Below are 23,955 nucleotides of genomic sequence, written 5' to 3'. Positions count from 1 at the left end.
ACAGAAGGGCTCATAATCCAAGGACACCCCGTCCCCGACCGCCCTGCGGTTGGCGACGGGGCGTTTTCGTTTCCGGCCAAGAGACAGGAAGATCCATGAAATCGATCTGTGTGTACTGTGGTTCCAACGCTGGCAGCAAACCGGCCTACACCGAGCGCGCCATTGCCCTGGGTGACCGCATCGCCCGCGACGGCCTGCGCCTGGTGTATGGCGGCGGCAACGTCGGCCTGATGGGAACCGTGGCCAATGCCGTGCTCGCCGCTGGCGGCGAGGTGACCGGCGTGATCCCGCGCCAGCTGGCCGACTGGGAAGTGGCCCACCGTGGCCTGACCGAACTGGAGATCGTCGGTTCGATGCATGAGCGCAAGTCGCGCATGTTCGATCTTGCCGACGGTTTCGTCGCCCTGCCCGGCGGCTTCGGCACCATGGAAGAGATCTTCGAGATGCTGACCTGGCGCCAGCTGGGCATCGGCAACAAGCCATGCGCTTTCCTCGATGTGGACGGCTTCTACGCCCCGCTGATCGGCATGATCGATCGCATGGTGGAAGAACGCTTCCTGCATCCGGACCAGCGCCAGGACCTGTGGTACGGCTCGGACATCGAAGAGATGCTGCAGTGGATGAAGAACTACCAGCCGGCCCAGGCCTCGAAGTGGATCGACGAGAAGCGCCGCGCCGCCCTGCGATGATCCAGCTGCACGCGGTGGCTCAGGCCGCCGCGTGCGCCCAGGGCGCGGGCCGCCCCAGCAGATAGCCCTGGCCGTAGTCGCAGCCCAGTTCACGCAGGGTCTGCCGCTGCGCGTCGGTCTCGATGCCTTCGCCGATGGTCTCAATGCCCAGCGTGCGCGCCAGCGACAGCACGCCTTCCACCAGCGCCCGCGTACTCTGCACTTCCGGACCGTGCAGGCCGGCGATGAAGCTCTGGTCGATCTTCAGCGTGCTGATCGGGAAACGGTGGAGGTAGGACAGCGCGGAGAACCCGGTACCGAAATCGTCCAGCTGCACCTGGATGCCGCGCTCGCGCAGGCCCTGCAGGATACGCAGCGTGTGCGGGCCGTCGTCCAGCAACGCCACCTCGGTGATTTCCAGGCGCAGCCGGCGCGGATCGGCACCACAGCTGTCGAGCAGGCCGAACAGGCGATCACTGAACTCTGCCGAGCGGAAATGCCGGGGCGATACGTTCACCGAGACGTAGCCTTCGCCTCCCCGTGCCAGCCCCGCGATGACCTGCTCGTAGATCAGCCAGTCCACCTGTTCGATCAGGCCGCTCTCTTCACCCAGCTCCAGGAACGCGCCGGGCAGCAGCAGGCCACGGCGCTCATGCTGCCAGCGCAGCAGCGCCTCGTGACCGACCACTTCGCCGTCGGACAAGCGCACGATCGGCTGGTAGAACGGTACGAAATCGCGGTTGTTGATCGCACGGCGCAGATCGGCTTCCAGGTCCAGGCTGCGCATGGCTTCTTCGCGCATGTCCTCGTCGAAGATCGCACAGCGGTCATGGCCCTGCGCCTTGGCCCGGTACATGGCCGCATCCGCATCGCGCAGCAGCTCTTCTCCGGTGCGGTAGCGCGGATTCCACAGGGCAATGCCCAGGCTGCCGGACGGAAACAGTTCGCGCCCGGCGATCCACATCGATTCCTGCAACGCCAGCAGCAGCCGCTGGCCGAAATCCAGTGCCTGCGCCAGGCCCTGCGGGCACTGCAGCAGAACAGCAAACTCATCACCGCCGAGCCGGGCCACCACATCTTCGTTACCCGCCATCGACACGATGCGCTTGGCCACTTCCACCAGCATGCGGTCGCCGGCGGCATGGCCGATGCTGTCGTTGACCAGCTTGAAGCGGTCCAGATCGAGGAACAGCACGGCGAACACCGGTCCGCCCTCACGCTTGGCCAGCGCCAGTGAATCCTGCAGGCGATCCAGCAGGTGCAGGCGGTTGGGCAGGCCGGTCAGCGCATCGTGCATGGCCTGGTGGGTCAGGCGCTGCTCGGCACGCAGGCGCTCACCGATCTGCCCAAGCAGCTTTTCGTTGACCTCGGCCAGTTCGCGGGTGCGTTCCTCAACGCGCTTTTCCAGCTCGGCATGTGCCGAACGCAGCCGCTGCTGGTCGCGCTGGCGCGCAAGCCCGGTTCCGATGTTCTGCGCAACGAAGGTCAGCAGCCGCTGATCGTGCACGCTGAACGTGCTGTTCTCGCTGTAGCTCTGCACCACGATCGCACCCACCACCTCATCGTCGCGCAGCAACGGCACGCCCAGCCAGCAATGCGAGCGCGCGCCGGACTCGCGCACTTCACCACTGGCCAGCAGCGCATCGATCTGCGCGCGTGACGCCAGCAGCGGGCGCCGGTTGCGCACCACGTATTCGGTCAGGCCCCGGCTGAACGGCCGTGGCGCGCGGCTGGCATTGTGCTCGTCCACCGAATACACGAAGTCCAGGCCGTTGCCGGCCGGGTTGACCAGGGCGATGTAGAAATTGCGTGCGTCGAGCAGGCGCCCGACCACCCCATGCACCTGTCCATAGAACTGGTCCAGGCTGTCGGCCGACATCGCCATCTCGGCGATGTTGTACAGCGCGGTCTGCAACTGTTCGGCACGGCGACGCTCTGCCACCTCATCCTGCAGGCTGCGGTTGGCGCGCTGCAGTTCCTGGGTGCGCCGCGCCACCTGCTGCTCCAGCCGCACCTGCGCCTGGCGCCGGTCCATCGCGGTCTGTACGTGCTGCGCAACGAAGCCCAGCAATGCGCGCTCGGCCTCGCCATAGCGGGCTGCCTGTTCATAGCTCTGAACCACGATGGCGCCGCAGACGCGGCCGTCGCGCAGCATCGGCACGCCCAGCCAGTCCAGGCTTTCGGGCCCACGCTGCGGGTCGTGCTCCTGTTCCATCACCTGCGCCAGCAGTCTGCGCGAGGGACCACTGAGCGGCTTGCCATGGCGCAACAGCGCCACGGTCAGGCTGCGCGGCATCTCGCTGGCGTCATGGCTCTGCGTGGGATCGGCGACGAAGTCATCGACCTGATCGGCGAAGTACAGGAAGCGGATCTGGTCGCGCACATCGTCGTATTCCACGATGTAGCAGTTCTCGGCATACATCAGCGTGCCCAGCACACCATGCACGTGGCGCAGCATCTCGGGCATTTCCAGGTCGGCACCGGCCAGATCTGCAATCTGGAACAGGGCCTGCTGCAGCCGTTCGGCCTCTTCCAGTGCCTTGATCTGGCCGGCCTGGCGGCCGCGCTGCAGCGCCAGCTCCATCGCCTGCCGGGCCAGCCCCCACCACGCGGGTGAAGGCACCGCGCCCGCAACCGACAGCAGCAGCCGCGCACCGTCATACTCCCAGCCGTGCTGGCCATCGCCGGCGGCGGGCTCCACGGACGCAGCGCTGTCAATCGCAAGCAAGGGCCAGCCCCCTCGGCCACTCCCCAGCTGCGGGTCGTCCCAGCCAACGCGGACCACGGCCGTTTCCGGCAAAAGCGCATGCAACGCGCGCACCAGCGCCGTGCTCAACACGGCCTCGTGTAGTGGCTCTTCCGCCGATTCAGCATGCGTGGACAAATGACAATCTCTTGGCGCCGTCTGTGCGTCGCCTCCCCTGAGCCGCCGAGCATAGCGCGCCACCCGGGGGGCAATGGAAGCCCGTAAACCCCGAATCGTGCGCCCGTACGTTTTTCGTGCTGTCCGTAGCTGCTTCCATGCCATGAACCTCGCCCTGCCCGCCCCTGCCACCGGCTATGCGCCACCGCCTGCAGGCCTTACCCTGTACGCCGTGGAAGCCAGCGCACTGCCAACCGATGAAGCCTTGATGCTGGCCTGGGCCGGTGGCGACCTGCGCGCGTTCGAAAGCCTGTATGGGCGCCACCGCAAGCGCCTGTTCGGCTTCCTGCTGCGGCAACTGCGCGACACCGCGCTGGCCGAGGAGATGTTCCAGGACGTCTGGCAGCGGGTGATCAGCGCCCGTGCCGGGTGGCAACCGGACGCGGCCTTCAGCACCTGGCTGTTCCGCATTGCCCACAACCGCCTGAACGACCATTGGCGCGCCGCCCGCCACCGCCCGGCTGCCCCGGCCGATGCCGATCTGCGCCTGGCCGCGATCGAGGATGGGCAGACCCCGGAAGGCGAGCTTTCCGAATTCGAACAACGTCGCCGCATCCAGCTGGCGATGGAACAACTGCCGCCTGAGCAGCGCGAAGTGCTGCAACTGCGGCTGGATCAGGAACTGAGCCTGGAGGAGATCGGCCAGATCACCGGCGTAGGCCGGGAAACCGTGAAATCGCGGCTGCGCTATGCGATGGACAAGCTGCGTGCGGGATTGAACGCATGAACCGAGACGAACCGCTGACGCCGGAAGAACGCGAGCTGGCCCGGCTGCTCGGCCGTCGCGCCGAGCAGGCTCCGCCCGCCGCACTGGACGCCGCCATCCTGGCCGCGGCACGCGCTGCCGTGGACGCGCCGGCCGCCGATGCGGTCGCCTCTCCCGAGGCGCCGCGCACGCAGCGCACACGCCCGCGTTGGCCGGCGGTGTTCGGCATCGCCGCCTCGATGGTGTTTGCCATCGGCATCGCCTGGCAGCTGCGTCCGGAACCGCCGCCGGTTCCGGCCGGTGAGGCCGCTGTTGCTGCGGCACCGGCAGCGGCAGAAGACGTTGCGGCTGCCGATCAGGCCGCTGACCACAGTGCAGCCGACAGCGCTGTGGCGGGCGCCCAACCAAGCGCTGCGCCCGCAGCACCCGAGGCCGCCCCTGTTGCCGCTGCCCCGGCACCGTCCATCGCACGCGCGCCCGAGCCGGCGCCGGCCGAAACCGCTGAAGCGCCGGCCCAGGCTGCACGATCGATGGCTGCGGATGCGCCCGCCGATACCGCCTTTGCGGCCCTCCCGCCAGCGCCGACGGCAGCACCGGCAGCAGCGCCGCCTGCGCCACCGGCACCCGCCGCCTACTCGGCACCGGCACCTGCACCGGCATTCGCGCCGGCAGCGTCCGGGGCACTGAAAGCACGCACGGCCGCGGCACCTGCACCGGCACCAGCAGCCAATGCCGCCGAGGTCGAGCGGGCGGAGGCGCTGGATCGGGTGGAGATCACCTCGATGAAGCGTGAGGCTCCCAGCCGTTCGGCTCCGGGCATCATGCGCCGCGGCAGCGATGCGGGCCTGAGCGCGGATACCGTGCAGGCCGAGGTGGACGCCGACGCGCGCCTGCCACGCCGGCAGTGGCTGCAGAAAATCCGCGAGCGCCGTGACCAGGACCAGCGCGACCTCGCCCGCGCCAGCCTGGAGCGCTACATCCAGCAATATCCGGAAGCGCGCCTGCCGCGTGACCTGCGCCCGCTGCTGGACGACTGAAACGGGCGGGGGTACCCGGCAACACCGTAGAATGGCGGGAATGCTCGATACCCTCGCCCAGCCCGTCAGCCACACGCTGGAAGTCAAACACAGCCGCTTCATCGCCCATGCCGCGCCGATCGACGGCGCCCCCGCAGCGCTGGCGTTCCTGCAACAGGTTGCCGTGGCCGACGCCACACACAACTGCTGGGCCTACCGGCATGGCCAGGACTACCGCTCCAGCGATGATGGCGAGCCGGCAGGCACCGCCGGGCGGCCGATCCTGGCCGCGATCGACGGGCAGGGCTTCGACCGGGTGATGGTGGTGGTGACGCGCTGGTTCGGTGGCATCAAGCTCGGCGCCGGCGGCCTGGTCCGGGCGTACGGTGGCGCCGCCGCAGAATGCCTGCGCACCGCGCCGCGGCTGGCGCTGGTCGCCATGGCACGGCTGCAGCTGCAGGCCGGCTTCGAAGACCTGGGCACCCTGCATGCGGCCCTTCCGGGGTTCGGCGCGGAAAAGCGCGATGAACAGTTCGACGCGAACGGGGTGTGCCTGCGGGTCGAATTGCCGGCCGATCAGGTCGACGCATTGAAAATCCGCCTGCGCGACGCCACTCGTGACCGTATCCGCATAGAAGACGACCACCAGGATGACTGACAAGGACGGCGCCCCCGCCTCGCCCCCGCCGCTGCGCCGCCTTGGCAGCCTGCGCACGCTATGGCCGTTCGTGCGCCGCCACAGTGGCCTGTTCACCGCCTGGCTGATGGCCCTCGCGGTGTCTTCGGCGGCCACGCTGAGCCTGCCGCCGGCGGTCAAGCAGATGATCGACCACGGCTTCAGCAGCGGCGGCCAGATCAACTGTGCCTTCGCCCTGCTGATGCTGGTTGCCGTGGTGCTGGCCCTGGCCACCGCCGCGCGCTTCTACTTCGTGTCGCTGCTGGGCGAAAAGGTCGTGGCTGACCTGCGCAGCCGCCTCTACGCACACCTCATCCAGCTCGGTGCCGGCTTCCATGACCGCAGCCGCAGCGGTGAGCTGGTCTCGCGCCTGACCGCCGACAGTGAGCTGCTGCGCAGCGTGGTCGGCTCGACCATGTCGGTGGCATTGCGTAGCAGCGTCACGGTGGTCGGCAGCCTGGCGATGCTGTTCGTCACCAGCCCGCGGCTGGCGGCGTGGTCGCTGCTGGGCATTCCGCTTGCGGTACTGCCGATCATCATCGGTGCGCGCAAGCTGCGCACCGTCGCGCGCAGCAGCCAGGACCGCATCGCCGATGCGAACAGCCTGGCCAGCGAGACCCTGGGCGCCGTAAGGACGGTGCAGGCGCATGCACGCGAACCCTACGAGCGCGGCCGCTTCGACCATGCACTGGGCGATGCCATCAAGGCCGCCCGCCGCCGCATCGGTGCGCAGTCGCTGGTCACCGCCAGCGCCATCCTGCTGGTGTTCGGCGCCATCGTCGGCGTGCTGTGGCTGGGCGCGCACGATGTCATCGATGGCCGCCTCAGCGCAGGCACCCTTGGCCAGTTCGTGCTGTACGCGCTGATCGGTGGTGGTTCGGTCGGTGCCCTGGCCGAAGTCTGGAACGAACTGCAGCGCGCGGCCGGCGGCATGGGCCGCATCGGCGAACTGCTCCAGGAAGACATCGAGATCCGCGCGCCGGCGCAGCCGCACGTGCTTCCGCAGCCGCTGCGTGGCGAGATCCGGTTCGACGACGTGGTGTTCCATTACCCGCAGCGGCCAGACCAGGCGGCGCTGGACCATTTCAACCTGCACGTGCGCCCGGGCGAGACCGTGGCCCTGGTTGGCCCGTCCGGCGCAGGCAAGAGCACGGTGCTGTCGATGCTGCTGCGCTTCCACGATCCGGCCAGTGGCCGCATCTGCGTGGATGGCATCGACGTGCGCCAGGTCGACCCGGCCGAGCTGCGCGGACAGCTGGCGCTGGTTCCGCAGCAGCCGACGCTGTTTGCCGCCAGCGCGCGCGACAACATCCGCTATGGCCGCCTGCAGGCCAGCGACAGCGAGGTGGAAGATGCCGCACGCGCCGCCGAGGCGGACGGATTCCTGCGCGCGTTGCCGCAGGGCTATGACAGTGAGCTGGGCGAGCGCGGCGCCCGCCTGTCCGGTGGCCAGCAGCAGCGTGTGGCGATTGCCCGCGCACTGCTGAAGGATGCGCCGATCCTGCTGCTCGATGAGGCCACCAGCGCGTTGGACGCGCAGAGCGAGCACAGCGTGCAGCAAGCGCTGGAACGCCTGATGGCGGGCCGCACCACGCTGGTCATTGCCCACCGTCTGGCCACCGTGCTCAAGGCCGACCGCATCGTGGTGATGGACCAGGGCCGCATCGTCGCCGAGGGCACGCACGCGCAACTGCTGGCCGAAGGCGGACTGTACGCTGAACTTGCACGCCTGCAGTTCATCGATTGATGACGTCCGCCTAACATCGGCGCGGCCAAGCTGGCCGCGCAACAGCAGCATCCGCTGAAGGAGGTGCACGATGTCGTTCCGTCAGTTCCCCGCCATCGACAGCAACGGCGAAAGCCACATCATCATCGAGTTCAAGCCCGAGGCGAATGGCAGCGGGCACCATTCCGAAGCCACGCCACGCTACGAACTGGATGATGGACGGCCGCTGGTACGCGACGGCCGCGAGTTCACCACCAGTGGCGGTGAGCTGAGGCTGACGATCTGAGGTTCGCCGGGCATGGCCCGGCGCCACCGGATTTCGTACGGCTCCGCTCTGGTGCGTGTCGACCTTGGTCGACACGCTTTTTGCCAAAGGCGGTCGAGCATGGCTCGACCCTACAAAAAAGCGTGATCAATTTTTGACCAACCATCTTGACAGCCTTTACTACCAAGGGCTGAGCGAGGTTATCCACACCTTTGCTCAGAAACCATCCACACCGCCTGTGGATGAATGTGCTCAGCCCAGCACCCGCCCGATGCCGCTGGCGTCCACTTCGGCGGCCGCGCGACTGATCGCGCCCGGATCGCTGCCGGCCACGAACCCGATGCGGAAGTGCACTTCGCCGCCAGGCGTGCGCGAGGAATGGATCGAGGCCAGGCTGATGCGGTGCTGCTCGAACACGTTCAGCAGTTCACGCAGTGAGCCCGGCCGGTCTTCCGGCAGGTGCACCGACAACGCATTGCGCTCGGTCAGGTCAGCCAGCAGATAGCCCACGCGTTCGAAGGTGTAGTTGCCCGCGGCCAGTGCCTGCTCGCCGAAGGCACTGCGGTTGGCCGACAGCAGCTGCTCACGGAATGCACTGCGTGCAGTGTCGTCGCCCTGTCCGACCTGGGCCTGCAGGGCCTGCAGCTGGCCGACCAAGCGCTCCAGCATCGGCGCCACGTACGGGTTGCCGAACTGGATGTCCTCGTAGATCGCGGGGTTCAGCGACAGGATGCGCGAGATGATCGCCGTATCCAGTTCGAACGATGCCGACCGGTATGGCATCATCGCGGCCAGGTCGCCCAGCTGCGGCTGGTACTGGCGCAGCACGCCGGCCTGGGCCAGGTGGGTGGCATGCACCATCGCCTGTACCAGCGCCATCATCTGGTCGTGATGCTGTGGCGTGGCCCGCACGCACTCAGCCTGCAGCGCCGTGCACAGCGAATCGACCCATGGCTGCCAGTGCCGCAGCCGCGCTTCGCAGACCACCATCACCCGACCCTTCAGGGTCGGCGCTTTCGGTGGCGCGGTCATCGGGTGCAGCCCGACCACCTCGGCCTGCGAGGCCAGCATCACCTGCACCGGTGCCTCCTTCACCGAGGTCACGTCCAGCCACAGCCGGTCCTGCTCGCGGCCGGCCGACTGCCGCACGTACTCGGCGATCAACGCCGGCGTATGCCGGATCGGTGCCGAGAACACCAGCACATCGGCCTGCGCGAGCAGCTGTTCCGGCGTATGCGAGCCCGGATCAGCCGGATCATGGCCGATTACCCGCAGCTGCATGTGCTGCTGGAAGAAGCGGGTCAGCCAGCGCCCGTAGGCGCCAGCACTTCCGACGATGCCGACCGTGCACGGCGTGCGTTCGAGCAGGCCGCTCATGCCACGCGTTCGGCGCGGAAGCGCGTCCCCTCGGCCAGCGCGGCAGGCGCTGCAGCGATCACGTCGAATTCTTCGAAGCCGTTGTCCAGGGTCGCCTCCAGGGCCGCGTGGGTGCCGGCAATCGCACGCGAGATCGCCTGCTGCATCGATTCGCCGCGCAGCAGGAACGACACCACCAGCGACATCAGCACATCACCCGTACCAGCCACGTCCACCGGCAGCAGGGGCGAGGTCCAGCGCCAGGTCTCCTCGCGGCCGACAGCCAGGGTCACCAGTTCACCCGGGGTGCCGCCCACGCTGTGCGCGATTACCCAGTGCGGGCCACGATCCAGCAGCGTGCGTGCGGCGGCGATGGCATCGGCCTCGGCGAGCGCCGGCATGCCGGTGAGGCGATTGAGTTCAAAGGCGTTCGGGGTCACCAGCCAGGCATGCGGCAGCAGGCGCTCGGCGAAGATCGCTTCCAGGCCCGGTTCCACGTAGGGGCCGGTATGGGTATCACCAATCACCGGATCCAGGCAGTAACGCAGCTGCGGGCAGGCCGGCAGGATGTCGTCCAGCCAGTCGGCGAAGGCGGCGCCGTTGGAGGTGCTGCCGAAGTAGCCGGACACCAGCATCTTCGCCCGCTGCGGCAGGCCGCGCTCGTGGGTGCCCAGCAGCAGGTCGGCGAACCAGTCGGCGGGCAGCACGCGACCGCGCGTGGTGTCGTAGAACGGCGCGTTGCTGAGCAACACGGTCGGAATTTCGGCTACGCGCACGCCGAGAGCGCGCATCGGCGGCACGGCGGCGCTGTTGCCGGCGTGGCCGTAGACAAGTTGCGACTGGACCGAGATGACATCGATCGGCGACGGGCCGTCGGGCCGCTGGCGGCGGCCGTGGACCAGGTGGTTATCAAGGGATTCGCTCATGGCCGCATTCTACGCCCAAGGGGGTTTTCGGCAGGGCTTGCAGCCCTGCACCTGCTCAATGCAACGGCAACTGCAACGGCCGAAGCCGAAGCCAAAGCGGCATTTCGTGGGGTGGCGGGGCGGTGTCGGAGTGCGGGGACGCCGCAAGTACGTCCTTGTAGGCTTGGCAGCGGCATCCATGCCGCTGACACCCCGCACTCCGACACCGCCCCGCCTTCGACAGGTTCACGCGGCTGTTGGTAACTGCGGCTGTTGTTCCGCGCTGTTGGTAGGTGTCGACCTTGGTCGACACATCTGTCAGATATCGAATGAGTCATCCACGCATGGCGTGGATCTACCGTGTCGACCAAGGTCGACACCTACCAGAGCAGTAAGCCGTTCCGTCAGATCACGGAAAACTGTCGAAGGCGGGGTGGGTCCGGTTGCAGGGGTGTCCGCCGCATGGATGCCGCGGCCAAGCCCCCAGGGATGGGTTTACGGCGTCCCCTGCAGCCGGACCCACCCCGCCCACCCACGGATAGCCCGCTTCTGCTGTTGACGTTGCCTCTGCGGGTGCAGGGCTGCAAGCCCTGCAAACCGAAAACCCCTCAGTGAACAGCAGGGCGCGACGGCGGCAGCCACGCCGCCACGATGCCGAGCAGCGGCAGGAACGCAGTCAACTGGTAGACATACTCGATGCTGGTCTTGTCCGCCAGCAGGCCGAGCACGGAAGCACCCAGTCCACCCATGCCGAACGCAAAGCCGAAGAACAGGCCGGACACCATGCCGATGCGGTGCGGCATCATCTCCTGGGCATAGACCACGATGGCCGAGAACGCCGACGACAACACGAAACCGATCAGCACCGCCAGCACCGTGGTCCAGAACAGATCGGCATGCGGCAGCATCAGTGCGAACGGTGCAACGCCCAGGATCGAGGTCCAGATGATCGGCTTGCGGCCGATGCGATCGCCCAGCGGGCCACCGAGGAAGCCGCCGGCGGCGGACGCCACCAGGAATGCGAACAGATGCAGCTGCGCCTGTGCCACCGGAATGCCGAAATGGTGGATCAGGTAGAAGGTGAAGTAGCTGCCGATGCTGGCCATGTAGAAGTATTTGCTGAAGATCAGCACCAGCAGGATCGCCAGCACCTTGGCCACGGTGCGCGGGGGATGGCGCGGCGCCATCGAGGCGGTGCTGGCCGGGCGCGGGGTGCCCAGGTGCAGCGCGTACCAGCGGCCGACATAGGTCAGCAGTGCAATGCCGATCAGCGCGGCGCCGGCAAACCACGACGCGGCATGCTGGCCATGCGGCACGATCACGGCTGCAGCAATCAGTGGACCGAGCGCGGTACCGAAATTGCCGCCCACCTGGAACACCGACTGCGCGAAGCCATGGCGGCCACCCGAGGCCAGCCGCGCAATGCGCGATGCTTCCGGATGGAAAATGGCCGAACCAATGCCGACCATCGCCGCAGCCATCAGCACCACCGCATAGTTCGGCGCGAAGCCGAGCAGCAGCATGCCGCACAGGGTCGAGGCCATGCCGATCGGCAGCGAGTACGGCGCCGGGCGACGGTCGGTGGCGGCGCCAACCAGTGGCTGGAAGATCGAAGCGGTCAGCTGGTAGGTCAGCGTGATCAGGCCGATCTGGGTGAAGCTCAGGTTGAAGCCGCCCTTGATCACTGGATAGATGGCCAGGATCAGCGACTGCATCATGTCGTTGACGACATGCGAGGTGGAAATAGCTGCCAGCACACCGGGAGCCACCGGACGTGAGGTCGTTGCGGGAGAAGCCAAGGCGGACATGGACGCAGTCAGGTTGGGGGCGAGCCACGCATGCTACGGTTGCCCTCCCCTCCCTTCTGCCGCGTTCGGGTCATGGCCTATCGCAAAAAGGACATCCCCTGCCAGGTCCGCGAGAGTGCGCCGTGGAACGAGGTTCCGGTGCACCGCCCAGTGACCTGCCGCGCCCGCCATTACAAGCCCGGGACCCACATCGCGCCCCACCGGCACCGCCGTCACCAGCTGGTGTTCGCCATGTCCGGACTGATGGTGGTGCGTGCAGACGGCGGCCGCTGGGTAGTGCCTTCAACCCGCGCGATCTGGGTCCCGGCCGGCATGGCCCATGCGGTGGACTGCATCGCCGAAGTACACATGCGCAGCCTGTACGTGGAGCCGGACTTCGCGCCGCAGCTGCCGGACGAGGCGTTCGCGGTACAGGTGGCGCCGCTGCTGCGCGAGCTGCTGCTGGCCGCCAGCCTGATCGAGACCGCGCATGTGGACGACAGCCGCGACGGCCGCGTGGTCCGCCTGCTGCTGGACGAGCTGCACCGCATGGACGCGCTGCCGCTGCACCTGCCCTCACCAACCGACCCGCGCCTGCAGCGGATCTGCCAGCACATCCAGAAGCACCCCGGCGATGACGCGACGCTGCAGGACTGGGCACAGGCGCTGGAAGTGGACGTGAAAACCATCCAGCGTCATTTCGCCAGCGAACTGGGCATGACCTTCGGCCAGTGGCGACAGCAGGCGCGACTGCTGGCCGCATTGGAGCGGCTGGCGGTCGGCGACAAGGTCATCGATGTCGCGCTGGCGATGGGCTACGACAGCCCCAGCGCGTTCACCAGCATGTTCAAGCGCCAGCTGGGGCAGACGCCGGCGGCGTTTTTCCGCTGATCGCAAACGAAAACGCCGGGCATGGCCCGGCGCTACCGCTCAACGCTTCGGTTGAAAAACTCAGGACGTCATCCGGTCCCAGAAGCCCTTCACGCCATCCATGAAGGTGGCCGACTTCGGCGAATGCTTGCGCGCCTCCTCGCCGACGAAGGTGGCTTCGAACTGTTCCAGCAGCTTGCGCTGCTCAGGGGTGAGGTTGACCGGAGTCTCCACCACCACGCGGCAGTACAGGTCGCCCTCGCTGCGGCTGCGCACCGAACGCACGCCCTTGCCGCGCAGGCGGAACAGCTTGCCGGTCTGGGTCTCGGCCGGAATGCGGATCTCCGCTTCGCCGCCGAGGGTGGCCACGCGCACGGTGTCACCCAGTGCCGCCTGCGAGATGCGGATCGGCACTTCGCAGTGCAGGTCGTCGCCATCGCGCTGGAAGATCGCATGCTCGCGCACGCGCACTTCCACGTACAGGTCGCCCGGTGGCGTACCGGCCGGACCGGCTTCGCCCTCGCCCTGCAGGCGGATGCGGTCGCCGGTATCGACGCCGGCCGGCACCTTCACCGACAGCACCTTGTCTTCCTCGACACGGCCGTTGCCGTGGCAGGTCTTGCAGGGCTTGGCGATGATCTGGCCACGGCCGCCGCAGTTGTGGCACGCCTGCTGCATGGCGAAGATGCCGCGCTGGATGCGCACCTGGCCGCGGCCATGGCACACATTGCAGGTTTCGACCTTGCCGTCTTCCGAGCCACTGCCATCGCAGTCGCCGCACTCGGCCAGGGTCGGAATCTCGATGCGGCGCTCGACGCCGCGCACGGCTTCTTCCAGGTCCAGCTCCATCACGTAGCCGATGTCGGCGCCGCGACGCGCCTGGCGCGGACCACCGCCACCGCCGCCAAAGATGTTGCCGAAGATATCGCCGAAGATATCGTTCATGTCCGGGCCGCCCGGCCCGCCGCCGCCCATGCCGTGCTCGAACGCCGCGTGGCCATGGCTGTCGTACATGCGGCGCTTGTTGCCGTCGGACAGCACTTCGTAGGCTTCCTTGCACTCCTTGAAGGAGGCTTCGGCCGCCGCATCACCCGGGTTGCGGTCCGGGTGGAACTTCATCGCGCAGCGACGGTACGCCTTCTTCAGCTCGTCGTCGGTGGCGGTGCGGGCAACGCCCAGCACTTCGTAATAATCGCGCTTGCTCATATCGTGGATCTGGTTCCGGAAAGTCGGGATTCGTCAAAGCGGAAGAGCGGAACCAGGTCCGCTCTTGCGTCGGGCGCCCCGACACGCCGGTGGGCGGTCAGGACCCTGATGCGACAACGGGACGCTGGTGGCCAGCGTCCCGTGTCGGTCCGGATCAGGACTTCTTGTCGTCCTTGACTTCGGTGAACTCGGCGTCGACCACGTCGTCCTGCGCCTTGCCGGCATTGCCGGCGTCGGCACCCGGGGCACCGCCCTGGTCGGCCGAAGCAGCGGCGAACAGCGACTGGCCAGCTTCTTCCAGTGCCTTCGACTTGGCTTCGATCTGTGCCTTGTCGTCACCCTTCATCGCGGTTTCCAGGTCGGCCAGGGCCGCCTCGACCTTGCCGATGACATCGCCGCCGACCTTGCTGCCGTGCTCGGTGATGGCGCTGCGGGTACCGTGGATCAGGGCGTCGGCCTGGTTGCGGGCCTGCACCAGTTCCTGGAACTTCTTGTCTTCTTCGCGGTTGGCTTCCGCGTCGGCGACCATGCGCGCGATCTCTTCCTCGGACAGGCCCGAACCGGCCTTGATCTCGACCTTCTGTTCCTTGTTGGTCTTCTTGTCCTTGGCCGACACGTGCAGGATGCCGTTGGCGTCGATGTCGAAGGACACTTCCACCTGCGGCAGGCCACGCGGGGCCGGCTCGATGCCGGACAGGTCGAACTTGGCCAGCGACTTGTTGAAGCGGGCCTGTTCGCGCTCACCCTGCAGCACGTGCACGGTCACGGCCGACTGGTTGTCCTCGGCGGTGGAGAACACCTGCGAGGCCTTGGTCGGGATGGTGGTGTTCTTCTCGATGATCTTGGTGAACACGCCGCCCATGGTCTCGATGCCCAGCGACAGCGGGGTCACGTCCAGCAGCAGCACGTCCTTGACGTCGCCGCCCAGCACGCCGCCCTGGATCGCAGCACCCAGTGCCACGGCTTCGTCCGGGTTGACGTCCTTGCGCGGTTCCTTGCCGAAGAACTCGGTCACCGCCTGCTGCACCTTCGGCATGCGGGTCTGGCCGCCGACCAGGATCACTTCGCTGATGTCGCTCGAACGCAGGCCGGCATCGTTCAGGGCGACGCGGCACGGCTCGATCGACTTCTTGATCAGGTCGTCCACCAGGGCTTCCAGCTTGGCGCGGGTCAGCTTGATGTTCAGGTGCTTCGGACCCGACGCGTCAGCGGTGACGTACGGCAGGTTCACTTCGGTCTGCTGGGCGCTGGACAGCTCGATCTTGGCGCGCTCGGCAGCATCCTTCAGGCGCTGCAGGGCCAGCGGATCCTTGCGCAGGTCGATGCCCTGGTCCTTGTTGAACTCTTCAACCAGGTACTCGATGACGCGGTTGTCGAAGTCTTCGCCACCCAGGAAGGTGTCGCCGTTGGTGGCCAGCACTTCGAACTGCTTTTCACCGTCGACGTTGGCGATCTCGATCACCGAGACGTCGAAGGTGCCGCCGCCCAGGTCGTACACCACGATCTTGCGATCCTTGTTGTCGCCCTTGTCCAGGCCATAGGCCAGCGCGGCCGCGGTCGGCTCGTTGATGATGCGCTTGACGTCCAGGCCGGCGATGCGGCCGGCGTCCTTGGTTGCCTGGCGCTGGCTGTCGTTGAAGTAGGCCGGCACGGTGATGACCGCTTCGGTGACCTTCTCACCGAGGAAGTCCTCGGCGGTCTTCTTCATCTTTTCCAGCACCTTGGCCGAGATTTCCTGCGGGGCCATCTTCTTGCCGTCGCTGGTGGCCACCCAGGCGTCGCCATTGTCATGGGCCAGGATGCTGTACGGGACGTGCGCGATGTCCTTCTGCACTTCGGCGTCGGTGAACTTGCGGCCGATCAGGCGCTTCACCGCGTAGAAGGTGTTCTTCGGGTTGGTCACGGCCTGGCGCTTGGCCGAGGCACCGACCAGGACTTCGCCGTCCTTGGTGTAGGCGACGATCGACGGGGTGGTGCGATCGCCTTCCGAATTCTCGATGACGCGGGCCTTGCCGCCGTCCATGATCGCCACGCACGAGTTGGTGGTGCCGAGGTCGATACCAATGATCTTGCCCATGGGGGAGACTCCTGAGGATGCTTGTTGGTGTCAGTCCGGCCGTTCGGCCGGTGGATGAATACGATGTGGGGGAGGCTCGTGGAACATTCAAGCCGTCTCCCGAACGCTGTGTTCAGCGCCTGGAAAACCTTGCCAGGCATGGCCTTGCACAACCGGGACCGGGCAAAGCCCGGCCTGGTCCATCAATCGGCGGCCACCACCACCAGCGCCGGCCGCAGCAGGCGCTCGTTGAGCAGGTAGCCCTTCTGGAACACGGTCACCACGCTACCCGGGGCGGCGCCCGGCGTCGGCACCTGGCTGATGGCCTGGTGGTGTTCCGGGTTGAACGGCTGGCCGATCGGGTCCAGCAGGACCAGTCCGTTGTCGGCGGCCACCTTCAGCAGCTGCTTGTAGGTCAGCTCCAGGCCTTCGCGCAGCGGGTGCGGGTCGTCGCCGGCGGCCTTCAGGCCGGCATCCAGGCTGTCGAACACGGGGAGCAGATCGCCCAGCAGCTTCTCGTTGGCGAACTTGCGGGCCTGTTCGATGTCACGGGCAACGCGCTTGCGCTGGTTCTCCAGGTCGGCGCGCTCACGCAGGGCATCGGCCTTGACCTGTTCGATTTCGGCGCGCAGGCGCTCGACTTCGTCGTTGACGCCGGCGGTGGCGGCCGCATCGGCGGCACTCTGCTGGGATTCGATATCTGGCTGTTCGTGGTTCATGTCTGGGTCCCTGGCGGTCAATCTCCGCCTCCACCCACCCTAGTGTGGGCGGGATGCTGCGTTTCAAGCGTCGGATGTTCCCGGCGGGCGGCCGGCTGGCGAAAACGCCGCGCCCAGTACATCGGCGGTAGCCTGGACCAGCGGGATCACGCGGTCGTACGCCATCCGCTTGGGGCCGATCACCCCCAGCACGCCCAGCACCTGGCCATTGGCCGTGTAAGGGGCGGTGACCAGCGAGACGCCCTGCAGCGGCATCATCCCGGTCTCCTCGCCGATGAAGATGCGCACGCCGGGCGCCTGGATGGTCCGCTCCAGCAGCTGCAGGATCTCGCGCTTGCTGGAGAACAGCTCGAACAGCTCGCGCAGGCGCTCCAGGTCGGACAGGTCCTGCACCCCCATCAAGCGGGTCTGGCCGGCCACCAGCATGTCGTCGGCCGCCGGCTGCAGGGCCTGCTCGGCCAGCTCGATGCTGTGCGCCAGCAGCTGTTCCAGCTCGGAACGGGCATCGCGCAGTTCCAGCAGCAGGCGGGTGCGGATCTCGGCCATCGGCAGGCCGGCGAAATGGGCATTGAGGTAGTTCGCGACCTGCTCCAGCTGGCCCGGTGCGAACTCCTGGCGGGTCTCGATGACGCGGTTCTGCACCTCGTTGTCGGCAAACACCAGGATCGCCAGCACCCGGCGCCCGTCCAGCGCCACGAAGTCGATCTGGCGGAAGGCGAACTGCTCGCGTCGCGGCGCGCTGACCACGCCGACGAAGTGGCTCATCGCCGACAACAGCTCCGAGGCACTGCCGAGCAGGGCCTGGGTGCTGCCGCCGCCAGCCAGTTCCTGGCGCAGCCGGGCCAGTTCGCCCTCGCCCGGCGGCTGCATCTGCAGCAGGCTGTCGACGAAGACCCGGTAGCCATGTGCGGTCGGGACGCGCCCGGCGGAGGTGTGCGGCGAGGCCAGCAGCCCCAGGTCTTCCAGGTCACCCAGGATGTTGCGGATGGTGGCCGGACTGACCTCCAGCCCGGCCACGCGCGCCAGCGTCTGCGAGCCGACCGGCTCGCCGTCCTGGATGTAACGCGCGATCAGCGTGCGCAGCAGATGGCGCGCACGCGGGGCAAGCTGGTCGGGAGAACCGTGCATGGAATCAACCTGTGAGACACGGACACTAGATAATGGCGGCGCATCACCTTGGCAAGTCATTGGACCTCCCTCGCCCGCGTGCTAGCGTTGCGCGGCTGCTGATACCCCCCTTACCCATGCTCAGACATCTTTCGATCAAGGATTTCGCCGTCGTCCGCGCCACCGAACTGGAGTTCGGGCCAGGCATGACCGTGGTTTCAGGCGAGACCGGCGCCGGCAAGTCACTGATGGTCGACGCGCTGGGCTTCCTGTCCGGCCTGCGCGCCGACAGCGGCGTGGTCCGCCACGGCGCCGCGCGCGCCGAGCTTTCGGCCGAGTTTGCGCTGGAGCAGCTGCAGGCTGCACGCCAGTGGCTGGCCGACAACGAGCTGGACGACGAGGAGCAGTGCCAGCTGCGCCGGGTCATCCGCGCCGATGGCGGTTCGCGGGCCTGGATCAACGGCCGCCCGGTGACCCTGGCGCAGCTGGGCGACCTGGCCTCGCTGCTGGTGGAGATCCACGGACAGCACGAACAGCAGGCCCTGCTGACGCGCCCGTCGCAGCTGGCCCTGCTCGACGCCTATGCGCGCAACGAGAACGAACGCCGCCAGGTGCGACGCGCCGCCGCGGCCTGGCAGGCATTGGTCGATGAATCGCTGGCGCTGTCGCAACAGGGCGACGTCAGTGACCGGATCGGCTTCCTGGAGCACCAGCTGCGCGAGCTGGACCGTGAAGACCTGGAGCCGGAGTCGATTGCCGCACTCGGCGCCAGCCACCGCCGCCAGGCCCATGCCAGCGCCCTGCTGAGCGCCTGCCAGGCCGCCAGCAACCAGCTCAACGGCGACGACGGCAGCTCCGCGCTGGACCTGCTGCAGCAGGTGCGCCACGAGCTGTCGCGCCTGATCGAGCACGACCCGCGCCTGGGCGAGGTGGATGGCCTGATCGAGAACGCTTCGATCCAGCTGCACGAAGCCCTGTCGCTGCTGGATCGGGTGCATGACGACCTCGACGCCGACCCCGAACAGTTCGAGGAGAACGAGCGCCGCCTCGGCCGTCTGCACGACCTGGCCCGCAAGCACCGCGTGCCGATGGACGAGCTGGGTGCGCAGCGCGAGCGCATGCACGCCGAAGTGGAACAGCTGCGCGGCGCCGACGAACGCCTGCAGCGCCTGGCCGGCGAGATCGACAAGGCCGCCGCCGCCTGGCGCGCACAGGCCGAAGTGCTGACCGCCAGCCGTCGCAGCGCTGCTGCCGAGCTGTCGGCCACCACCACTGGCATCATCGCCGAGCTGGGCATGGGCGGCGGCCAGTTCCTGATCGAGCTGGAACCGCAGGACGCCGGCAAGCCCGACCCGCAGGGTGCCGAGCGCGTGGAATTCCTGGTCGCAGCCAATGCCGGCCAGCCGCCGCGCGCCCTGCGCAAGGTGGCCTCCGGCGGCGAACTGTCACGCATCTCGCTGGCCATCGAAGTGGCCGCGCTGGACCTGGATGCCGTACCGACCATGGTGTTCGACGAAGTCGACTCCGGCATCGGCGGCGCGGTAGCCGACATCGTCGGCCAGAAGCTGCGCGCGCTCGGCGAGAAGCGCCAGGTGCTGTGCGTGACCCACCTGCCGCAGGTTGCCTCCAAGGGCCATGCCCATTACCGGGTCAGCAAGGCCCCGGTGGAAGGCATGACCCAGAGCGCCGTGGAAAAGCTGGACAGCAAGGCGCGCGAGGAAGAGCTGGCGCGCATGCTCGGCGGCGTGGAAGTGAGCAAGGAAGCGCGCGCCGCCGCGCGCAAGCTGCTGCAGGTGTAACGCCGCCCGAGCCGGGCATAGGCCCGGCTTCCGCGCGGTAGTGCCGGCCGCTGGCCAGCAACCCAACACGGGTGGGCGAAGATCGTGAGGTTGCCGGCCAGCGGCCGGCACTACCCCCGTGGCTGCGTCAGGTCGACGTTCTCCACCAGGAAATCAAGAAACGCGCGCACCCGCAGCGGCAGGTAGCCGCCCTGCCCCAGGAACACCGCGTGCACCTCTTCCAGGTCACCGGGGTTGGCCTCTTCCAGCACCGGCAGCAGGCGCCCGGCGGCAATATCCTGCTGCACCTGGAATGCTGCCAGCCGCGCCATGCCCAACCCACCCAGCACCAGCTGGCGCAGCGCATCGCCGTTGCTGGCGCGCGCGTTGCCACTGGGCAGCAGCATGCGTTCGCGCCCGTCCTGCAGCAACGGCCAGCCTTGCATCGCGCGCGCATGGCCGATATCCAGCCGGTTGTGCGACTGCATCTCCTCGGCGTTGCGCGGCAGTCCATGCCGCTGCGCGTAGGCGGGCGCAGCCACGATCATCATCCGCGTCGCGCCCAGCCGCCGCGCCACCAGGCTCGAGCTCTTCAGCGGACCGGCCCGCACCGCCACGTCGGTGCGCTGCTCCAGCAGGTCGATCACCTCGTCGTTGAGGGTCAGGTCCACGCCTACCTGCGGATTGCGCTGCAGGAACGCCGGCAGCAACGGCAACAGGAAATGCTGGCCGAACGGCACGTTGGAATTGACCCGCAGGCGTCCACGCGGCTCGGCGTGAGCACTGGCGCAGCGCTCGGCCTCGTCCAGGTCGGCCAGCACGCGCAGGCCGCGCTCGTAGAACGCGCAGCCCTCGGGAGTCAGCTGCAGCTGGCGGGTGGAACGCTGCAGCAGGCGCGTCCCCAGCCGTTGTTCCAGCCTCGCCACCAGCTTGCTGACCGCCGACGGGGTCATCTCCAACGTTCGGGCGGCTGCGGAAAAGCCCCCGGTCTCGATCACCCGCACGAACACTTCCAGTTCGCCGGATCGGTTGATGTCGGAGCGCGCCATGGCAATGAATCCAGTTCATAGATGATTGTCCATGCGCAGTCTAGTTCACAGATGAGCACGGAATCACCATGGCCTTCCCTCCACCCGGGATTGCCCGATGAATCGTTTCAGCCAGTTCGTCACAACCGCATTGATCGGCCTGTCCAGTGCCGCCAGCGCCGCCAGCGACGCCCCTGCGCCACACTGGGTCGCCAGCTGGCAGGCCAGCCCGCAACCGGTCTGGGGCGCGGAATTCCTGTTTCCGACCCTGGTCCCAGCCGCTCTGCAGGACCAGACCTTCCGCCAGACGGCACGTATCAGCCTGGGCGGGCCCCGGCTGCGAGTGCGGCTGAGCAATGCCTACGGCACTCAACCACTGCGGATCGGGGCGGCGAGCGTGGCCGCCCGGGCGGGGGACACCCCGCAGCCGCTCAGTTTCGAAGGCCAGCCCGGGGTACTGATCGGCCCCGGGCAGGAACGGCTGAGCGATCCGCTGCCACTGGCCACGGCTGACCGGCAGGCGCTGCAGGTCAGCGTCTTCGTGCCGGGGCCGATGCCGGTACAGACGTTCCATTGGGAGGGCAGGCAGACCAGTTGGATTGCGCCTGGCGACCAGAGCCAGGCCCAGGCACTGAGCGGGGCCAGCAGCACCACGGCCCGCCTGTTCCTGGCCGGCATCGAGGTCGAGGCGCCGACCAGCGCACGCAGCGTGGTGGTGATCGGCGATTCGATCACCGACGGCGCCACCGCCAGCCTCGACCAGGACCAGCGCTGGACCGACCATCTGGCCGCGCGTTTGGCACCGCGGGGCATCGCCGTGGTCAATGCCGGCATCTCCGGTGGCCGCCTCTTGCGCGACGGCATGGGGGAATCCGCGCTCGCCCGCTTCCAACGCGATGCACTGGATCAGCCTGGCGTGTCCAGCGTGATCGTGCTGATCGGCATCAACGACATCAGCTGGCCCGGCACCGCCTTCGCCCGCAAGCAGGCGCGGCCCACGCTTGCCGAGCTGCAGGCAGGCTACCGCGCCCTGGCCGAACAGGCCCATCGGCGGGGTCTACGCATCCTCGGCGCCACCCTGATGCCGTTCGCCGGCGCCCTGCCCGGCACGCCGCTGGACGACTACTACCACCCGGACAAGGACGCCCTGCGCCGCCAGCTCAATGCCTGGCTGCGCACCGACGGGCCGTTCGACGCGGTGATCGACCTGGACGCGGCCCTGCGCGATCCGGCCGATCCATCACGGATGGCCGCTGCCTACGACTCCGGCGACCACCTGCATCCGGGTGATGCGGGGAACCGGGCGATGGCCGAGGCGGTGGATCTGAAGATCCTGCTGGGTCGCAAGGGGTCAGAGCCCTTTGCTCGTGCAAAGGGATCCGACTCCGCGGGGCGCCCGGGCTCAGAGCCCTTTCCTGAAGGGAACAGGCCCTGACCCCAGCAACGAAAAACCCCGGGCAGGCCCGGGGTTTCGTCGCATCTGGCTGGCCGGATCGGCTTACTTGCGCTTCTTGCGCACGTACAGCACCAGCGAGTGCTCTTCCAGTTCGTAGCCGTGGTCGGCTGCGATCTTGCGCTGCAGCTCCTCGATCTCATGGCTCTCGAACTCGATGATCTTGCCGCTGTCCACGTCGACCATGTGGTCGTGGTGGCCGCCACGGTCAAGCTCGTAGACCGCCTGGCCGCCCTCGAAATTGTGCTTGAGCACGAGGCCGGCGGCCTCGAACTGGGTCAGCACCCTGTACACCGTCGCCAGGCCGATCTCGTCGCCATGCTCCAGCAGCTGGCGGTAGATGTCTTCGGCGGTCATGTGGTGCTGGGCATTGCGCTGCTCGAGCAGCGCCAGGATCCGCATCCGCGGATGGGTCACCTTCAGGCCGACTTTACGCAGGTCGTGGGTTTCCATAGGTCTCCGTTCATTGGCGATTTAGCGCCAGCTGCCTCGGATTGGGTCGCGGTGGCACGCCGGGAGTGTATCATCGGTTTGATTTCCCCAACCGCCAGTCCCGATGCGCAATCTCCTGTTGGTCGCCGCCGTCGCCCTGTCCACCACCGGGTGCGGCATCATCTACAAGCAACCCATCTATCAGGGCAACCTGATCCGGGAAGATGCCGTGGCCAAGCTGCAGGTCGGGCAGAGCAAGCAGCAGGTCACCGCGCTGCTGGGCACCCCGTCCATTCCCGATCCGTTCCACGCCCAGCGCTGGGACTACACCTCCAGCCAGCGGGTGAACCGCCTGGGACGTACTGAAGTGAAGAACTTCGTGGTGTTCTTCGAGAATGACACCGTGACCCGTTGGGAAGGCGATTACTTCCCGGGCAACGACAAGGCCCTGGCCCAGCAGACCGTGCGCCAATTCGGCCGCAACCTGCCGAAGGACAAGAAGAAGAAGGGCCGCTGAGGCCCTGCCCGTCCCCACGGACGGGTTGCGGGCATCAACCGCCGAGCGCGCGTCGCCGGCGGTTGTCCTTGGGGTCGGCCAGCAACGGGCGTAGCAGCTCAATGCGGTCACCCTCCAGCAACACCTGCTGCGGGCGCGCCAGTACGCCATGCACGGCCACGGCCGGGCATCGGTCACTGCCTTCCAGCGCGGCGGCGGCAATGGCATCGGCCACGGTCGCGCCCTCGTCCAGCTGCAGCCGGCGCGACAGCACCTGCTGCGGCCAGGCCAGCACCACCTCGACCTCGATCATCGCTCAGGCCTCGTCGGCGACGCGGACGAAATCATTGACCATCCGATCGGCCAGACCCTGGAAGCCGATCGCCAGGGCCGGCCCCAGCAGGCGCGAGCTGGGCTCGAATTCCAGGGTCAGGGTGACCTTGCAGGCGTCCTCGGCCAGCGCATGGAATTCCCAGCGGCCGTGCAACTGCTTGAACGGGCCATCGCGCAGCTGCATGTCGATGCTGTGCGGGCGCTGCAGGGTGTTTTCGGTCTGGAACCAGGTGCTGAACGAACCCAGGCCCAGGTCCAGGCGCGCCACCAGCCGGTCCTCGCCCTGCTCCAGGATCTGGGCAGCCGAGCACCAGCGGAAGCGGCGCGGATAGGCCTGGACATCGTTGACCAGGTCGAACATGCGCGCGGACGAATGTTCGACCAGGGCGCTGCGGCGGATAGTAGGCATGAATACAGGACGTTTCGGCAATCGACCGGGCGGGCCCGAA

22 protein-coding genes are annotated in these 23,955 nt (G+C 67.7%); 10 read left to right on the top strand and 12 right to left on the bottom strand.

The features are described from left to right. Window positions 1–95 precede the first annotated feature (95 nt). Window positions 96–689 carry an LOG family protein gene (locus AC5P9P_RS04485; RefSeq protein ID WP_033834411.1) on the top strand — a complete coding sequence of 198 codons (594 nt, stop codon included), beginning with the start codon at window positions 96–98 and terminating at the stop codon, window positions 687–689. A gap of 19 nt (window positions 690–708) precedes the next feature. Here AC5P9P_RS04485 and AC5P9P_RS04480 read toward each other — a convergent pair whose 3' ends face one another. Next, complete coding sequence (locus AC5P9P_RS04480; RefSeq protein ID WP_231523019.1) at window positions 709–3,507, bottom strand: bifunctional diguanylate cyclase/phosphodiesterase; 2,799 nt, start codon at window positions 3,505–3,507, stop codon at window positions 709–711. Between the two features lie 292 nt (window positions 3,508–3,799). On the opposite strand from AC5P9P_RS04480, the gene AC5P9P_RS04475 reads away from it, so the two are divergent. The 5 genes from AC5P9P_RS04475 to AC5P9P_RS04455 all read left to right on the top strand — a co-directional run bounded on the left by AC5P9P_RS04475 (window position 3,800) and on the right by AC5P9P_RS04455 (window position 8,001). Then, complete coding sequence (locus AC5P9P_RS04475) at window positions 3,800–4,318, top strand: RNA polymerase sigma factor (protein ID WP_231523018.1); 519 nt, start codon at window positions 3,800–3,802, stop codon at window positions 4,316–4,318. Next, on the top strand, window positions 4,315–5,334 hold the full coding sequence (locus AC5P9P_RS04470; RefSeq protein WP_495232610.1) for a hypothetical protein: 1,020 nt from the start codon (window positions 4,315–4,317) through the stop codon (window positions 5,332–5,334). The genes AC5P9P_RS04475 and AC5P9P_RS04470 overlap by 4 nt, the downstream gene beginning before the upstream one ends. A 40-nt stretch (window positions 5,335–5,374) precedes the next feature. After that, entirely contained in the window at window positions 5,375–5,971 is a 597-nt protein-coding gene (locus AC5P9P_RS04465; RefSeq protein WP_005409249.1) for an IMPACT family protein, read from the top strand. Continuing rightward, entirely contained in the window at window positions 5,964–7,736 is a 1,773-nt protein-coding gene (locus AC5P9P_RS04460) for an ABC transporter transmembrane domain-containing protein (RefSeq protein ID WP_495232609.1), read from the top strand. The genes AC5P9P_RS04465 and AC5P9P_RS04460 overlap by 8 nt, the downstream gene beginning before the upstream one ends. A 70-nt stretch (window positions 7,737–7,806) precedes the next feature. Next, window positions 7,807–8,001, top strand: coding sequence for a hypothetical protein (locus AC5P9P_RS04455; protein ID WP_033834407.1), 195 nt, complete (start codon window positions 7,807–7,809; stop codon window positions 7,999–8,001). A 231-nt stretch (window positions 8,002–8,232) separates the two neighbouring features. Here the strand turns inward: AC5P9P_RS04455 and AC5P9P_RS04450 are convergent, their stop codons facing one another. The 3 genes from AC5P9P_RS04450 to AC5P9P_RS04440 all read right to left on the bottom strand — a co-directional run bounded on the left by AC5P9P_RS04450 (window position 8,233) and on the right by AC5P9P_RS04440 (window position 12,049). Further along, a complete protein-coding gene (locus AC5P9P_RS04450; protein WP_288469466.1) occupies window positions 8,233–9,357 on the bottom strand; it encodes a prephenate dehydrogenase in 1,125 nt (374 codons plus the stop codon). Then, a complete protein-coding gene (gene pdxY, locus AC5P9P_RS04445) occupies window positions 9,354–10,262 on the bottom strand; it encodes a pyridoxal kinase (protein ID WP_012479920.1) in 909 nt (302 codons plus the stop codon). Before pdxY ends, AC5P9P_RS04450 begins: the two co-directional genes overlap by 4 nt. Before the next feature lie 587 nt (window positions 10,263–10,849). Beyond that, window positions 10,850–12,049, bottom strand: a complete 1,200-nt coding sequence (locus tag AC5P9P_RS04440) for an MFS transporter (RefSeq protein ID WP_495232608.1) — start codon at window positions 12,047–12,049, stop codon at window positions 10,850–10,852. 72 nt (window positions 12,050–12,121) lie between these two features. On the opposite strand from AC5P9P_RS04440, the gene AC5P9P_RS04435 reads away from it, so the two are divergent. Continuing rightward, window positions 12,122–12,919 (top strand): AraC family transcriptional regulator, encoded by a 798-nt coding sequence (locus tag AC5P9P_RS04435; RefSeq protein WP_049453731.1) that lies wholly within the window; start codon window positions 12,122–12,124, stop codon window positions 12,917–12,919. Between the two features lie 60 nt (window positions 12,920–12,979). On the opposite strand, the gene dnaJ is transcribed toward AC5P9P_RS04435, so the two are convergent. The 4 genes from dnaJ to hrcA all read right to left on the bottom strand — a co-directional run bounded on the left by dnaJ (window position 12,980) and on the right by hrcA (window position 18,007). Then, window positions 12,980–14,104 (bottom strand): molecular chaperone DnaJ, encoded by a 1,125-nt coding sequence (gene dnaJ / locus AC5P9P_RS04430; RefSeq protein WP_005409242.1) that lies wholly within the window; start codon window positions 14,102–14,104, stop codon window positions 12,980–12,982. Window positions 14,105–14,258: 154 nt separating this feature from the next. Further along, complete coding sequence (gene dnaK, locus AC5P9P_RS04425; protein WP_005409241.1) at window positions 14,259–16,181, bottom strand: molecular chaperone DnaK; 1,923 nt, start codon at window positions 16,179–16,181, stop codon at window positions 14,259–14,261. 182 nt (window positions 16,182–16,363) lie between these two features. Continuing rightward, window positions 16,364–16,879: a nucleotide exchange factor GrpE gene (gene grpE, locus AC5P9P_RS04420; RefSeq protein WP_005409240.1), complete on the bottom strand. Its 516-nt coding sequence runs from the start codon at window positions 16,877–16,879 to the stop codon at window positions 16,364–16,366. 63 nt (window positions 16,880–16,942) lie between these two features. Continuing rightward, on the bottom strand, window positions 16,943–18,007 hold the full coding sequence (hrcA, locus tag AC5P9P_RS04415; RefSeq protein WP_005409239.1) for a heat-inducible transcriptional repressor HrcA: 1,065 nt from the start codon (window positions 18,005–18,007) through the stop codon (window positions 16,943–16,945). A gap of 116 nt (window positions 18,008–18,123) precedes the next feature. On the opposite strand from hrcA, the gene recN reads away from it, so the two are divergent. Beyond that, on the top strand, window positions 18,124–19,785 hold the full coding sequence (gene recN / locus AC5P9P_RS04410; protein ID WP_049404573.1) for a DNA repair protein RecN: 1,662 nt from the start codon (window positions 18,124–18,126) through the stop codon (window positions 19,783–19,785). 110 nt (window positions 19,786–19,895) lie between these two features. Here recN and AC5P9P_RS04405 read toward each other — a convergent pair whose 3' ends face one another. Then, the gene (locus AC5P9P_RS04405; RefSeq protein ID WP_033834401.1) at window positions 19,896–20,813 is read right to left on the bottom strand and encodes a LysR family transcriptional regulator; all 918 of its coding nucleotides are present in this window, start codon (window positions 20,811–20,813) and stop codon (window positions 19,896–19,898) included. 97 nt (window positions 20,814–20,910) lie between these two features. On the opposite strand from AC5P9P_RS04405, the gene AC5P9P_RS04400 reads away from it, so the two are divergent. Next, entirely contained in the window at window positions 20,911–22,227 is a 1,317-nt protein-coding gene (locus AC5P9P_RS04400; RefSeq protein ID WP_111172636.1) for an SGNH/GDSL hydrolase family protein, read from the top strand. A gap of 63 nt (window positions 22,228–22,290) precedes the next feature. Here AC5P9P_RS04400 and fur read toward each other — a convergent pair whose 3' ends face one another. Beyond that, the gene (gene fur, locus AC5P9P_RS04395; protein WP_005409235.1) at window positions 22,291–22,698 is read right to left on the bottom strand and encodes a ferric iron uptake transcriptional regulator; all 408 of its coding nucleotides are present in this window, start codon (window positions 22,696–22,698) and stop codon (window positions 22,291–22,293) included. 103 nt (window positions 22,699–22,801) lie between these two features. Here fur and AC5P9P_RS04390 point away from each other — a divergent pair, with 103 nt between their 5' ends. After that, window positions 22,802–23,194: an outer membrane protein assembly factor BamE gene (locus AC5P9P_RS04390; protein WP_005409234.1), complete on the top strand. Its 393-nt coding sequence runs from the start codon at window positions 22,802–22,804 to the stop codon at window positions 23,192–23,194. A 34-nt stretch (window positions 23,195–23,228) separates the two neighbouring features. Here the strand turns inward: AC5P9P_RS04390 and AC5P9P_RS04385 are convergent, their stop codons facing one another. Next, window positions 23,229–23,486: an RnfH family protein gene (locus tag AC5P9P_RS04385; RefSeq protein ID WP_005409233.1), complete on the bottom strand. Its 258-nt coding sequence runs from the start codon at window positions 23,484–23,486 to the stop codon at window positions 23,229–23,231. A gap of 3 nt (window positions 23,487–23,489) precedes the next feature. Continuing rightward, window positions 23,490–23,915: a type II toxin-antitoxin system RatA family toxin gene (locus AC5P9P_RS04380; protein ID WP_005409232.1), complete on the bottom strand. Its 426-nt coding sequence runs from the start codon at window positions 23,913–23,915 to the stop codon at window positions 23,490–23,492. Window positions 23,916–23,955 lie beyond the last annotated feature (40 nt).

This window comes from Stenotrophomonas sp. YJH_SMC_14-1 (genome assembly GCF_059372275.1).
Note: the sequence above shows the minus strand (reverse complement) of the source record. Positions and strands in the feature narration are given on the sequence as shown.

Excerpts from the sequence above, each read along its gene's own strand:
- AC5P9P_RS04405 (WP_033834401.1), bottom strand. The coding sequence starts at position 20,813 with ATGGCGCGCTCCGACATCAACCGATCCGGCGAACTGGAAGTGTTCGTG.
- AC5P9P_RS04485 (WP_033834411.1), top strand. The coding sequence starts at position 96 with ATGAAATCGATCTGTGTGTACTGTGGTTCCAACGCTGGCAGCAAACCG.
- AC5P9P_RS04400 (WP_111172636.1), top strand. The coding sequence starts at position 20,911 with ATGAATCGTTTCAGCCAGTTCGTCACAACCGCATTGATCGGCCTGTCC.
- AC5P9P_RS04380 (WP_005409232.1), bottom strand. The coding sequence starts at position 23,915 with ATGCCTACTATCCGCCGCAGCGCCCTGGTCGAACATTCGTCCGCGCGC.
- AC5P9P_RS04460 (WP_495232609.1), top strand. The coding sequence starts at position 5,964 with ATGACTGACAAGGACGGCGCCCCCGCCTCGCCCCCGCCGCTGCGCCGC.
- AC5P9P_RS04470 (WP_495232610.1), top strand. The coding sequence starts at position 4,315 with ATGAACCGAGACGAACCGCTGACGCCGGAAGAACGCGAGCTGGCCCGG.
- AC5P9P_RS04435 (WP_049453731.1), top strand. The coding sequence starts at position 12,122 with ATGGCCTATCGCAAAAAGGACATCCCCTGCCAGGTCCGCGAGAGTGCG.
- AC5P9P_RS04440 (WP_495232608.1), bottom strand. The coding sequence starts at position 12,049 with ATGTCCGCCTTGGCTTCTCCCGCAACGACCTCACGTCCGGTGGCTCCC.
- AC5P9P_RS04390 (WP_005409234.1), top strand. The coding sequence starts at position 22,802 with ATGCGCAATCTCCTGTTGGTCGCCGCCGTCGCCCTGTCCACCACCGGG.
- recN (WP_049404573.1), top strand. The coding sequence starts at position 18,124 with ATGCTCAGACATCTTTCGATCAAGGATTTCGCCGTCGTCCGCGCCACC.
- AC5P9P_RS04455 (WP_033834407.1), top strand. The coding sequence starts at position 7,807 with ATGTCGTTCCGTCAGTTCCCCGCCATCGACAGCAACGGCGAAAGCCAC.
- hrcA (WP_005409239.1), bottom strand. The coding sequence starts at position 18,007 with ATGCACGGTTCTCCCGACCAGCTTGCCCCGCGTGCGCGCCATCTGCTG.
- AC5P9P_RS04475 (WP_231523018.1), top strand. The coding sequence starts at position 3,800 with ATGCTGGCCTGGGCCGGTGGCGACCTGCGCGCGTTCGAAAGCCTGTAT.
- AC5P9P_RS04450 (WP_288469466.1), bottom strand. The coding sequence starts at position 9,357 with ATGAGCGGCCTGCTCGAACGCACGCCGTGCACGGTCGGCATCGTCGGA.
- dnaK (WP_005409241.1), bottom strand. The coding sequence starts at position 16,181 with ATGGGCAAGATCATTGGTATCGACCTCGGCACCACCAACTCGTGCGTG.
- grpE (WP_005409240.1), bottom strand. The coding sequence starts at position 16,879 with ATGAACCACGAACAGCCAGATATCGAATCCCAGCAGAGTGCCGCCGAT.
- AC5P9P_RS04465 (WP_005409249.1), top strand. The coding sequence starts at position 5,375 with ATGCTCGATACCCTCGCCCAGCCCGTCAGCCACACGCTGGAAGTCAAA.
- dnaJ (WP_005409242.1), bottom strand. The coding sequence starts at position 14,104 with ATGAGCAAGCGCGATTATTACGAAGTGCTGGGCGTTGCCCGCACCGCC.
- AC5P9P_RS04385 (WP_005409233.1), bottom strand. The coding sequence starts at position 23,486 with ATGATCGAGGTCGAGGTGGTGCTGGCCTGGCCGCAGCAGGTGCTGTCG.
- fur (WP_005409235.1), bottom strand. The coding sequence starts at position 22,698 with ATGGAAACCCACGACCTGCGTAAAGTCGGCCTGAAGGTGACCCATCCG.
- pdxY (WP_012479920.1), bottom strand. The coding sequence starts at position 10,262 with ATGAGCGAATCCCTTGATAACCACCTGGTCCACGGCCGCCGCCAGCGG.